7 protein-coding genes are annotated in these 13,099 nt (G+C 40.7%); 3 read left to right on the top strand and 4 right to left on the bottom strand.

Annotated features, from left to right (window positions below; genetic code table 11):
• Positions 1-253 precede the first annotated feature (253 nt).
• Positions 254-850 (top strand): gp53-like domain-containing protein, encoded by a 597-nt coding sequence (locus LGZ98_RS01275; RefSeq protein ID WP_228901497.1) that lies wholly within the window; start codon positions 254-256, stop codon positions 848-850.
• A gap of 213 nt (positions 851-1,063) precedes the next feature.
• Positions 1,064-1,591: a tRNA adenosine(34) deaminase TadA gene (gene tadA / locus LGZ98_RS01270; RefSeq protein WP_113043759.1), complete on the top strand. Its 528-nt coding sequence runs from the start codon at positions 1,064-1,066 to the stop codon at positions 1,589-1,591.
• On the opposite strand, the gene LGZ98_RS01265 is transcribed toward tadA, so the two are convergent.
• Positions 1,580-3,886 carry an Orn/Lys/Arg family decarboxylase gene (locus LGZ98_RS01265; RefSeq protein ID WP_113043758.1) on the bottom strand — a complete coding sequence of 769 codons (2,307 nt, stop codon included), beginning with the start codon at positions 3,884-3,886 and terminating at the stop codon, positions 1,580-1,582. The two genes, tadA and LGZ98_RS01265, sit on opposite strands and share 12 nt — an antisense overlap.
• A 131-nt stretch (positions 3,887-4,017) precedes the next feature.
• Positions 4,018-5,433, bottom strand: coding sequence for a membrane-bound lytic murein transglycosylase MltF (gene mltF / locus LGZ98_RS01260; protein ID WP_113043757.1), 1,416 nt, complete (start codon positions 5,431-5,433; stop codon positions 4,018-4,020).
• Positions 5,434-5,699: 266 nt separating this feature from the next.
• Between mltF and purL the strand changes: the two genes are divergently transcribed.
• Positions 5,700-9,587 (top strand): phosphoribosylformylglycinamidine synthase, encoded by a 3,888-nt coding sequence (purL, locus tag LGZ98_RS01255; protein ID WP_262977594.1) that lies wholly within the window; start codon positions 5,700-5,702, stop codon positions 9,585-9,587.
• Between the two features lie 367 nt (positions 9,588-9,954).
• Here purL and LGZ98_RS01250 read toward each other — a convergent pair whose 3' ends face one another.
• Both LGZ98_RS01250 and LGZ98_RS01245 read right to left on the bottom strand, forming a co-directional pair.
• A complete protein-coding gene (locus tag LGZ98_RS01250) occupies positions 9,955-11,751 on the bottom strand; it encodes a flavin monoamine oxidase family protein (protein ID WP_113043756.1) in 1,797 nt (598 codons plus the stop codon).
• Positions 11,752-11,777: 26 nt separating this feature from the next.
• Positions 11,778-12,944 carry an FAD-dependent oxidoreductase gene (locus LGZ98_RS01245; RefSeq protein ID WP_113043755.1) on the bottom strand — a complete coding sequence of 389 codons (1,167 nt, stop codon included), beginning with the start codon at positions 12,942-12,944 and terminating at the stop codon, positions 11,778-11,780.
• Positions 12,945-13,099 lie beyond the last annotated feature (155 nt).

Here is a 13,099-nt window from a genome sequence, read left to right as displayed (position 1 = left end):
TAGCAAAATAATTGTCGTAGAAATAAAAATAGCTCACAGAAATGTGGGCTATTTTTTTTGTTTTTGCGGATATATGTAATGCTATTATTGCTGAGGTGGTGTTGGTTTATTTTGCTATATTTTCTTTAATAACATAATGATTAAAATAGATTCATTTCTTGTTTTTACATTGATGTTATCTTTGTGTTTGAAAATTTCTATGTAAATAAGTTTTTATTGAATGAAAACTATTATTTTTTTGTAAGGTGGATAAATGAGTAATAAGAATGATTTTAAAGCATTTTCTATTGGTAATAACGCTCATGTAGTCAGTCAAGAAAGATACGAAGAAAGTCAGAATTTACAAACTGGGTTTCCTCCAGAAAGTATTACTACTCATGTGTTAAATAAGGCATTACGACAATCATCAACAATAGCCTCTGTCGTGGCTAATTTTATGTCCACGCAGTGTGGAAAGGATGTTTTGGATAATGGTGATTTGGCAACACTTAATAAGACTTTTGCTGATTCATTAGAGTGTCACGCGAACAAAAAATTCCCCGGTAGTTTATCTCATAATGGTTATCAACAACTGCCGGGTGGATTAATACTTCAATGGGGAAGACATAATTTTACGCCATTAGCGATAAACAAAGTTATTTTACCAACACCGTTTAAGCATGGTTGTCTGAAGGTTTTTATGTCACCTGTTGGTGATTGGATATTTCCGATGTCAGCAGCACCTAACGGGACATTGAATACTTTTAACTCCTGGGTTGCTGCGCGAACGGTTAACGCTTATGGAAGTGAAATTAAGTTATCTGCTAATGATACTTATGTATATGGAGATTATTTCGCAATCGGTTATTAATTAATAATTGAAAAATAAAAATAAGCCGAATTTATTTCGGCTTTATTTGTTTTATTTTAAAATACATTATGTGAATTGATTTTGGCTATATTACAGTGACAGAAAGTAGATAAAATGGTCTCCGATATATTTTCAATGGAATGATAAGTAAATATATCTGGAAAATAGGTAAAACAAATCGTTATAATTGTCCCTGATGTAATCAAATGAGATATGGCAGTGATTGAAATCTATAGTGACGAATATTGGATGCAGCAGGCGATAGAACGAGCAATGAAAGCGCAAGAGCAGGGGGAAATACCTGTTGGTGCTCTATTGGTTGCTGATAATAAAATCATCTCGGAAGGTTGGAATCAGTCTATTATCGCGCATGATCCTACCGCTCATGCTGAAATTATTGCGTTACGCAAAGGGGGAGAGCAGTTACAAAATTATCGTTTGATAAATACCACCTTATACGTCACGCTTGAGCCTTGCACTATGTGCGCTGGTGCTATAATACATAGCCGAATACAGCGGCTGGTTTATGGCGCCAGTGATATGAAAACTGGCGCCGTAGGTTCTTTGGTTGATATATTGCGCCATCCTGGCATGAATCATCAAATTGATATTACCAGTGGCGTGCTTGCTGAGGAATGTTCGACGATGTTGAGTGCTTTTTTCAAACAACGTCGGCTGCAACATAAGGCATTAAAAGCCGCCAGAAAACAGCAGGAAGAAAATCAAGATTCACTCTTTTAGTACCCATATATGGTATTCGCCGTTTATCATCTCTGCGCCTTCCAGAATTTTTTCAAAGCCGGGGAACTTGTTATTCCATTCACCGAGTTGGCGAATATATTGTAACCGTGGGGCATGTTCATCACCAAAACGTTCTCCCGGTAGGATTATGGGTATACCTGGTGGATAAGGAATGACACTTACAGCAGATATGCGCCCTGCTAGTTTATTAAGTGGTATATGTTCAGTGCGGCCTCCCATATGATCAAGGTGTGCTTGTCGGGGGAGTTTCACTATCTCAGGTAATTGGCTAAATGATTTCTTTTGCTCAATATCTATTTCATATTCTTTTATATACCCGAATATTTTATCCGAAATATCTTTGAGCCCCATATTTTCATAATATTCAGGGTATTGCTTCGCGAGTTTTGGCAAACATTGTTTAAGTGAAGTATTAGCGTCATAGTGTTTCTTGAAATTCAACAATACATTGATCAATGTTCCCCATTTACCTTTGGTGACGCCAATAGAAAACAGGCAAAGAACGATAAAATCGGTGGTACGTGCCGGCACAATATCATGCTGACTGAGATAAGCGGAAAGAATTTCGGCTGGAATGCCATTTTCCAGCAATTCATCATTATCATTCATTCCTGGGCATAAAATACCGACTTTTGTTGGATCTAGCAGGCACCATTCTTCTGATAGATTGGTAAATCCATGCCATTTGTCTCCCTCTTTTAATACCCAACAGGCAGGATCTGTTGCCAATTGTTCTCTGTTTGCCTCATGGAAGGGAATTAATTTACCGCTATCTGCGCTGATAATCTCTCTGGCATTCCAGGGTAAGAAGAACCAATCATCTTTTTGTTTAAATTGATGATGGGTTTTTGCTAATGTCAGACGGAAGTCTACGGCTTCATTAATCGCGTTTTGTATCAGTCTTTGCCCCTGCGGGCCATCCATCATGGCCGCTCCAATTTCATTAGTGGCGATAAGCGAATATAGCGGTGAGGTTGTGGAGTGCATCATATAAGACTCGTTGAAACGGGAATGTTCAACGGGTTTTTTACCATTGCGGATATGGATATAGGATGATTGTGATAGCGCTGCCAACATCTTATGCGTGGATTGAGTGGCAAATATTGTCGGGCCATTATTGTCAAAATCATTTGGGTCATCACGCATTGAGTAACGATGTTTATACATAGGATTAAAACGCGCATAAGCAAACCAGGCCTCATCAAAATGAATTTGATCAACACTTTTTGCTAGTAAATCTTGGGCTTGTTCTGCGTGATAACATATTCCATCATAAGTACAGTTGGTGATGACCGCATAAACAGGCTTATTGTCTATCGCGATCGCTTTTAATGGGTGTTGATCAATGAGTTGTTGGATATATTCTGGTTGAAATTGATCTCTGGGAATGGGGCCAATAATACCATAGCGGTTGCGTTGAGGAATAAGATATACGGGCAAAGCGCCAGTCATGATTAAACCTTGTCCAATAGATTTATGGCAATTGCGATCGCATATAACAATCTCTTTCTCACCAATAATGGCACCCATGATAATACGGTTAGAACCCGAAGTGCCGTTAAGAACGCAATAGCTTTGATGGGCACCAAAAATCGTTGCGGCATATTCTTCTGATTCTTTAATTGCACCTGTATGATCTAGCAGTGATCCAAGTATTTTTCTTTCTATGCCAATATCACTTCGGAATAAATTTTCCCCAAAGAAATTAATTAATTCTCTTCCTACCGCTGTCTTAGTCAGTGCAACACCGCCTTGATGCCCAGGAGCAGTCCAGGAATATTCTGGTGATTCTTGGGTGTATTGAAGTAATGCACGAGTGAAAGGCGGTAATAATTGAGCATAATATTTCTTAATTAGCGAACTGGCGCGAGAGGCGATAAATCCAGCCGTGTCTTCAAGCATCCAGACGAATTCATTTGCCAATCCCATGACTTCAAGTGTCAGTGTGTCGATGCTGGAATATTCCGCGGTCAACAATACCGGAATGGTTGTATTGTGTCTGCGTATTTCTTTCAGTAATTCTAAGACTTGTTTATGAGATTCATAGTTATTATCTCCTGAAGTCCAATCAACAAAAATACAGCATAGTGAGGAGTCAGAAGAAACGGTAGCGATGCCATCTTGGAATGTAGCAGCCAGAATAACAGCGAAATTGTTCTTTTTTAATGCTTCTATTAACTCTGTAAAAGCACGACCATTCGCTGTCGTCGGGCTAAATACATGGCTGCTGACGACCATAATTTTGTTTTGTTCGTTAATGTCTAAATTAATCATGATTTATCCTTTGAGAGAGATAGTGTCCTGACGAATTTAGTATGGTTAGCTGAATTAGCTGTCAAACATAATATAACTGAGGATATATAATGGCTGTAATTGACTCCTTAGGGCCTTATATTTGTTTACTTTTATTTTGGTTGGTTTTCTTGGGGAATTAATTTTTTCCGGTTTTCTTTGGCCTGTAAATATCCGACTAAACTAAGCTGATAACGGCGAATATTTTCAATATAGCGATAAGCTTCATGTCCACGGGCATAGCCATAGGTGGTATTTGTATAATATTTTTTCTGGCTTAATAGTGGAATCCGTTTTTTGACATCGAGCCAGCTATCGGGATTTCCTTTCTGTGATGCCGTCAGTTTGCGGGCATCTAACATATGTCCATAACCCATATTGTAAGCTGCCAGTGCAAACCAGATGCGCTCATCTTTAGGGATATTTTCAGGTAGTCGTTTCATTAGATTTTGCAGATAGATAGCCCCTCCCTTAATACTTTCCTCTGGATCAAGGCGATCAACGACGCCTAACCCTTTAGCCGTCTGGCTGGTTAACATCATCAGGCCACGTACACCCGTGGGTGAGGTTGCCTGTGGGTCCCAATGAGACTCTTGCCAGGCAATGGCAGCGAGGAGTTGCCAACTGATATCACCGGAATATTTTTCAAATAGTGGCCGATAGGTAGGCAGAATATTATCGATGGCACTTAGAAAAGAGAGTGTATCGAAATAATCAAATGAGTGGACGTGACCAAAGTATTTCTCCTCCAATCGTGGCATGACATTTTTTTCCGTTAGCTGGCTGAAAAAATCCAGCATGGCAGCGTAAAGGCTGTAGTCGTCAATGCGTTTTAAATACCATGTCAGTGGGTTATCTTCACTCACATCAAAAGCGACGGCCAAATTAGGGTGAGTACGTTGTTGCAACGCGACATTAATCGAGTCACCTAACGTATAATCCAGTTTACCTTCTGATACCTGTTCCAGTAGTTCACGAGTGTTATATTGCTGTGTCTCTTTCCATTCGAGCTCAGGGAAGGAACTCGCTTTCATTTCTTTCAATGTGCTGACATGAGCAGAACCAGAAGCGACCAGTAGTTTACCTTTTAAGTCTTTAAAAGAGCGGGGGCGTGGAGTTCCTTTGCGATAAATCAGTTGTTGGGATACAGAATAGTAGGCTGGACCTGTGCGGGTTTGATCCAGCCTTTCTTGATGATAAGTCAGGCCGGCGGCCAGAAAATCAGCTTCACCCTTTTCCAGGTCATCAAATAACTGATTGATATTTGTTCTAAATTTGATTTCTAATTTGACGCCAAGGTAATTAGCAAAGCGTTGTACCAGTTCGTAATCAAATCCATTTAGTTCTTTCTTACCGGTAAGATGGATCAGAGGTGAGCTAATGGTGCTGATCCGTAGCTCTCCTCTGGTAATGATCCTGTTAATCTGCTCCTGCTGTTTATTCGGCCAACTGATGTTCAGACTAATGATGGCGGCAGAAAAAAGAGCGATAACAATGATAACGAAATAATTTATTTTTATATTATTCAAATGGTTATCTCTGTATAACGCAGTGTGGTGCTATGTGGAAACGCGCTATATTGTTATGGTTAAATTTCCAGTGATTGAGCATTTTGCGGAACAAAAACGGGCTGTGCAACCTAATTGATACTATTTGCATGATTTGGCGATAGGATAATTGGCTGTAATAATCGTCACGCAAACGGTTTCGTCATGGGTTACAATCCTCTATAATGGCCTCATTTCCCCTTAGGCATCTATTAAGCTTTGCTTCTAAGATGAGAGAATTGATTACTATGAAAATTCTACGTGGTTCACCTGCTTTATCTGCATTTCGTATCACTAAACTCCTTTCTGTGTGCCAAGAACAGCAACTTCCGGTCAATGATATTTATGCGGAATATGTTCATTTTGCAGAGATTAATGCATCTTTGAGTGATGTTGATTCAGCAAAGTTACAACAATTACTAAAATATGGACCTTCGCTGGCTGAACATGAACCCCAAGGTACATTGCTGTTAGTCACACCCCGTCCGGGAACGATTTCCCCTTGGTCTTCCAAAGCAACCGATATTGCTCACAATTGTGGCCTGTCCCAGGTTGTGCGTCTGGAGCGTGGCCTGGCTTATTATATCCAGAGCGATGAAATGAGTGGTGCACAGTGGCAAATATTGTCATCACTGCTGCATGATCGGATGATGGAAACGGTCTTTACTCAATTGGAACAGGCGGAGAAATTATTTTCTCGTCAGCAACCCGTTCCGTTAAAACGTATTGATATTCTGCAAGCAGGACGCAGTGCGTTAGAAACTGCCAATATTGAACTTGGATTGGCGTTGGCCCCGGATGAAATTGATTATCTGATGGAGGCTTTCCAGAAATTAGGGCGCAATCCAACAGATGTTGAACTTTATATGTTTGCTCAGGCTAACTCAGAACATTGCCGTCATAAAATCTTTAATGCTGATTGGATTATTGATGGTCAGACGCAGCCAAAATCGCTGTTCAAAATGATTAAAAACACCTATGAGCAGACACCTGATTATGTCCTGTCAGCCTATAAAGATAATGCCGCTGTGATGGAGGGATCTTCTGTTGGCCGTTTCTTTGCCCGTGCGGAAAATGGTTCATATGATTACCATCAGGAGCAGGCTCATATTCTGATGAAAGTGGAAACGCATAATCACCCGACAGCAATTTCTCCTTGGCCGGGCGCATCGACAGGTTCGGGTGGTGAAATCCGCGACGAAGGGGCGACCGGTCGTGGGGCTAAGCCAAAAGCGGGTCTGGTGGGATTTTCGGTATCCAATTTGCGGATACCGGGTTTTGAACAGCCGTGGGAAGAGGATTTCGGTAAACCGGAGCGTATCGTTAGTGCTCTGGATATCATGATGGAAGGCCCTTTAGGGGGGGCGGCATTTAATAATGAATTTGGTCGTCCGGCTTTGTTGGGTTATTTCCGTACCTATGAAGAAAAAGTCAACAGTCATAACGGCAGCGAATTACGTGGTTATCACAAGCCCATCATGCTGGCAGGTGGGATCGGTAATATCCGAGATGAACATGTCAAAAAGGGTGAAATTTCTGTTGGCGCAAAACTGATTGTGCTTGGTGGCCCATCCATGAATATTGGCTTGGGGGGAGGGGCCGCATCTTCTATGGCATCGGGGCAATCCGATGCTGATCTGGATTTTGCTTCGGTACAACGCGATAACCCGGAAATGGAGCGCCGTTGTCAGGAGGTGATCGATCGCTGTTGGCAGTTAGGCGAAAACAACCCGATTCTGTTTATTCATGATGTGGGTGCTGGTGGGCTTTCCAATGCGATGCCTGAGCTAGTCAGTGATGGTGGTCGCGGTGGACGATTTGAGTTACGTAGAATTCTTAATGATGAGCCGGGAATGAGCCCGCTGGAAGTCTGGTGTAACGAATCACAAGAGCGTTACGTACTGGCTGTTGCGCCGGAACAACTTCCGCTGTTTGAGGCGATTTGTCGACGAGAGCGTGCACCTTACGCCATTATCGGTGAGGCAACAGAGGAACGTCATTTACTGCTTAATGATGAACACTTTGATAATCATCCAATCGATATGCCTTTGGATGTACTGCTAGGTAAAACGCCAAAAATGTTACGTAATGTCAGTACATTAAAAGCGAGGGGTGAAAGCCTTGAGCGTCGGGATATCGATCTGACAGAAGCTGTTAAACGCATTATGCATTTGCCGGCGGTGGCAGAAAAAACCTTCCTGATCACGATAGGCGATCGCTCTGTCACTGGTATGGTTGCTCGTGATCAAATGGTGGGTCCGTGGCAGATCCCTGTTGCGGACTGCGCTGTTACCACCGCCAGCCTTGATAGCTACTATGGCGAAGCGATGTCCATGGGTGAACGTGCGCCGATCGCTTTGCTGGATTTTGCTGCTTCTGCCCGAATGGCGGTCGGTGAAGCTCTGACCAATATCGCTTCTGCTTATATTCAGGACTTAAAGCGCATTAAACTTTCAGCTAACTGGATGTCTGCTGCGGGTCACCCTGGCGAGGATGCTGGTTTGTATGCGGCGGTTAAAGCGGTGGGTGAGGAGTTGTGCCCTGTGCTAGGGCTGACTATTCCGGTGGGTAAAGATTCCATGTCGATGAAAACCCGTTGGCATGACCAAGGTGAAGAGCGTGAGATGACGGCGCCTTTGTCACTGGTGATTACCGCTTTTGCCAGAGTGGAAGATGTCCGCCGTACAGTCACTCCTGAGCTTTCCACTGATGAAAATAATGCGTTGTTATTAATCGATCTGGGGCAAGGAAAGAACACGCTGGGCGGTACAGCATTGGCACAGGTTTACCGTCAACTGGGTAATAAAAACGCGGATGTACGTAGTGCTGAGCAATTGGCGGGTTTCTTCAATGCGATTCAGCAACTGATTTCGGAACAAAAATTACTGGCTTATCACGACCGCTCCGATGGTGGTTTACTGGTAACGTTGGCTGAAATGGCTTTTGCCGGCCATTGTGGCATTGAAGCTGATATCAGTGTATTTGATGAAGATATTCTGGCGGCGCTCTTTACGGAAGAGTTGGGTGCTGTGGTTCAGATTCGAGCATCGGATAGAGGATTTGTTGAAAGCGTTTTGGCAGAACATGGTCTGGCCGATTGCGTACATTATCTGGGTAAAGCCAAAGCAGGTGATGATTTTGTTATCTTTAGCGGCAACACTGAAGTCTATCGCCAGAATCGCAGTACCTTGCGCTTATGGTGGGCAGAAACCACATGGCAAATGCAGCGTCTGCGCGATAACCCGGAATGTGCAGATCAGGAACATCAGGCTAAACAGGATAATCAGGACCCTGGACTGAATGTAAAACTGACGTTTGATGTTTCAGAAGATATTGCAGCGCCTTACATTTTGCAGCAGGTAAGGCCGAAGGTGGCTGTACTGCGTGAACAGGGCGTTAACTCCCATGTTGAAATGGCTGCGGCGTTCCACCGAGCAGGTTTCGAGGCGATTGATGTTCATATGAGTGATTTGTTGTCTGGACGTATTGGATTGAGCCAATTCCAGACACTGGTTGCCTGTGGTGGCTTCTCGTATGGTGACGTGTTGGGGGCGGGTGAAGGTTGGGCGAAATCAATACTGTTCAATGAGCGTGTTCGTGATGAATTTGCCGCTTTCTTTGCACAACCTGATACATTGGCGCTTGGTGTTTGTAATGGTTGTCAGATGATGTCTAACTTGAGGGAGTTGATCCCGGGTGCAGAACATTGGCCGCGTTTTGTACGTAACCGTTCAGAGCGCTTTGAAGCACGATTCAGTTTGGTGGAAGTGGCTGACAGTCCGTCACTGTTCTTGCAAGATATGGTCGATTCTCGTATACCGATTGCGGTTTCTCATGGGGAAGGGCAAGTGGAATTCCGAGATAGACAGCATCTTGAGATGCTTGAAAGCAGCCAGTTAGTGGCGCTGCGTTATGTGAATAACTATGGTCAGGTTACGGAAAACTATCCGGCTAACCCAAATGGTTCAGTGAATGGCATTACCGCAGTTACCAGCCTTGATGGCCGGGCAACTGTTATGATGCCTCATCCAGAAAGGGTATCCCGCACGGTGAATAACTCGTGGCATCCAGAGGAGTGGAGCGAAGATGGCCCGTGGATGCGAATTTTCCGTAATGCTCGTAAGCAGTTAGGGTAAGCATCCCAGTGTATAAATTGTGTCAGCCGGTTTTTCCGGCTGACAGTGTTCGTTGGCTTCATTGAGATTTTTCATTCCGTAACTGACGAGAAATCATAATTGAAGCCATTTTTTTATTTATTCCAATTCATTTTGAAACTGTATTTGATTAGTCAAAAAATATTCATTAAATAGAACATACGAAGCATCATAGTCCAATAAATTTCCTATTGGAGGTGATAACTGGATTAATTGACTACATTTTCTAACTTAAAAAAACGAGTCTGAACCTACATGCTTTTGAATTGACTGCTCTTAAACCTATTTAAGGTATATATGCAAAAATAGGACTGTAAGAAATAAAACTCAGTCTATTTTAAACATTGTATTACCATCCTAGGTAATAATCATCAGCCAACCAATGTGGTCTTTTTAAATTAAACCACTCCTGTAAAAGATTTTCCGTCACACAAAACGCTCCTTCTGTCCATCCTTGCTGACTTGAATAAGCTTCTCCAATAATATGAATTGATTCATCGCATATAGGGCGGCGCATATAGGGCATTACTTCATTAACATGGATTCCTGCATGCCAGGCATGATAGCCACCGCCATAAGGATCTTGAGACCAATCTTTAATTCGTGCAATATACGGGGGTGGAATCTTTATACCATGTAGTTCTTCTACTTGGCTTATAGCTTCATCAACTAAGTTTTTAGAAGCTTCATTACCTGGCACGGATATTTGCTCAATTTTTTCTTTCGATACCAATTTAGTAGAATGTGGTTTAAACTTTTGCAGATATTTGTTATCAGGATTTATATCATCAAATTTAAAACTTTGATGATATTTCTGCTGTAGGAGGGGGGTCCAGAAGGTAACTGTACGCATATCGTTATAACTGCCTAAGAACAATGAGTGTGAGTTTTTAGGATCAGTGCCGAAATAATAGCACTGACGTATAGGTAGATCTGTAATTGATTCTCCTGCCGTTGCTCCGAAATCTTTTATCCACCACGGATATTCAAATCCCATTAATAGTTTAAAAGAAGGTTCACTAAATACTGAGTCTATATTGCTTTGTAGTTTATTTTCTTTTGTTTTATCGAAGAAAAAATTCTCCTGATCTAAAAGTTTTAAAGACCATCTTGGCATAGCTAAAATTATCTTGTCAGTATAGACTGTCCAGTAATATTTTCCCTTTTTATTCCAAAAATTAAGAGCATAATTCCTCTTTCCATTTGAATCTTTCTTAAAAGTTACAAGTTGATTTTTCATCCATAACTGAGAGCCTTTAGTTTCATTATAGTTCTTCGCTAACGCATAGGCGAGTTGATCATATCCATTTTCTATGGTTCTGTATTCAACGTTATCTGATGAAAAATCGCCAACCATGTAAGGCATTGCTTCTGCGGCATTCCAATTTATTGTATTTGAGAAATATCCGCCACAATCAGCTAAGAAAGAGTAGCCTTCCTGCCCAATTCGATCTTTTATTAAGTTCCAAAATCCAATTTCTCGGACTTTCATTCCATTATAAGGGCTATTCTTTTTATAGTAAGATAAATTAATTTTTATATCATCCCATTGGCGAGATCTTATCTTGAACTCATAAGTATATTTATTTATTATTTTCACTGAGTCTCCATATTTTTCAATAAACCATGGATCATCTGTTAGGACATCATAAATTATCTTGTTAAATAATTGATTGGGGCTATAACCTTCTTCATCTTTATTGAGATAATAGTGCGTTTTGAATTCTTGGTTATTGTCTTGTGCAATATCCCATGCATTACCTTTAAAGCGTTGTTTACGAAAATAATAGAAATGGTTGTTGGGATTGCCTAATGGGAATGATTTATAATTTAGTAGAAAAATATCTTCGATCAGAGTAGTTGTAATTTTTTGAGAAGTCATGTAGCGCATGCCACCTAATTCTCCAATGATATCTGTCCCTGGTAATTTAATAGAAAGTAGACGACCACCAATACGATCATCCAAATCGAAGATATGAACTGAAGAGGGAGAGTGAATATTATCTGAGAATTCACCTGTCAATAAACGATATCCAGCATATAAGCCAGATACACCGGCTCCTATTATAGCGACATCAATAGATAGTCCATCTTGGCTGTCATCTTTATATGAAATTTGATCCATTTCAATTCTTGAATTAGTCATGTTGGTTTCCTTTTTATATATTAATATTAGATTTTAAATGGAGTTACGTCATAAAATGTATGGCCATTAATAGCTAATTGGGCACATATCTTGCCAAGTAATGGCGTGAATTTAGCACCCCATCCAGAGGTATAAATGACAATATTTGAATGACCTGGTAACGAATCTAAATAGAAAGGTTTGTCATCCTTTGGCATTGCTAACATGCATGTAGATGTAAATTTGGGTTCTGGGTCAAGATATTTCATATGGTTATTAACCCACTGGTTTGTACCTTCAAAATCACTTTTTGTTGGCGGTATTCGTTGCTCTGGACTGTCATAAATTCTGAATGGATAATCTGGCGCTACTCTAATGTAGCTTGGGTTTTTCCAAGGCGCCTCAGGGAACCCATAATATAAGTTACTATTTTTAGCATTAGGTTTCTGGAATGCAAACCATGTTGGATAGTTTATTCCGGGATTTTTTTTACGAAAATATGCAGAAACCATATCCCAGATTTCTAAATTAAGTGTAGTACCCAAAGGCGAGATTAATTTATTGGTATATGGACCAACGGCCATAACGATTTTTTTGCTGTGATATATTTCTTTATTTGTCGTTACAATTACTTCATTACAGCCATCTGATTCAATTTTTGTTACTGAATTGTAATCTTTAAAATGTACTCCATTATTGTGAGAAATATTATAGAGGGTTCTTAAAGTTGCAGGTAAATTAATAATACCACCGTTGGATTGGAAAAATCCGACATAATCATCAGGTATATTTTTAAATTGATACCAAGCTTCAATTTCTTTTGCGGTTAAATATTGATAAGGAATACCCATTCTTTTCATTGTATTAATGGCAGAATTAACTCCTCCTTCGGTTGTTGGGATTGTTGGATCTCCAAACCAAAGGCTACCAACATATGAAATAAGTCTAGTTACTGTTTGTTTTTGGAGTCGTTCCCATTCTGGGACAGAATCAATAACCAATTGGGTCATAAAGTCATTATTGTATTGAAAGCGGAACTGACGGGAAGCTTCTGCGCTACTAGATAATTGATTAAAGAATGAAGATTGCTCTAGGACGAGAACATCTTTTCCGTTTAATGCAGTGTGTCCTCCAAAAAAGGATGTTGCATTATATGCTGTGGAAAGGCCAATCAATCCACCACCAATAACGATTAACTCATATATTTTAGCCATAAACGTACCTTTATTGTAGTGTATACTTTGTAAAATATAGAATATTTACTGCCTATCCTGATGGGAATAACTGGTACAGGCAGTTTGAATACGAGATAACTTAATTTAGCTGTTTGATAGCTAACTAATATAAATATACAATCTTTTAGGACTAT

Source organism: Photorhabdus kayaii (assembly GCF_025384895.1).
In the GTDB taxonomy this organism is placed as follows: Bacteria; Pseudomonadota; Gammaproteobacteria; order Enterobacterales; family Enterobacteriaceae; genus Photorhabdus; species Photorhabdus kayaii.
The sequence above is the reverse complement of the archived record's forward strand: the minus strand, read 5'-3'. Positions and strand labels throughout refer to the sequence as shown.

What these genes read in the sequence shown, in the direction of transcription:
- LGZ98_RS01275 (WP_228901497.1), top strand. Translation starts at nt 254, where the DNA reads ATGAGTAATAAGAATGATTTTAAAGCATTTTCTATTGGTAATAACGCT.
- tadA (WP_113043759.1), top strand. Translation starts at nt 1,064, where the DNA reads ATGGCAGTGATTGAAATCTATAGTGACGAATATTGGATGCAGCAGGCG.
- LGZ98_RS01265 (WP_113043758.1), bottom strand. Translation starts at nt 3,886, where the DNA reads ATGATTAATTTAGACATTAACGAACAAAACAAAATTATGGTCGTCAGC.
- purL (WP_262977594.1), top strand. Translation starts at nt 5,700, where the DNA reads ATGAAAATTCTACGTGGTTCACCTGCTTTATCTGCATTTCGTATCACT.
- LGZ98_RS01250 (WP_113043756.1), bottom strand. Translation starts at nt 11,751, where the DNA reads ATGACTAATTCAAGAATTGAAATGGATCAAATTTCATATAAAGATGAC.
- LGZ98_RS01245 (WP_113043755.1), bottom strand. Translation starts at nt 12,944, where the DNA reads ATGGCTAAAATATATGAGTTAATCGTTATTGGTGGTGGATTGATTGGC.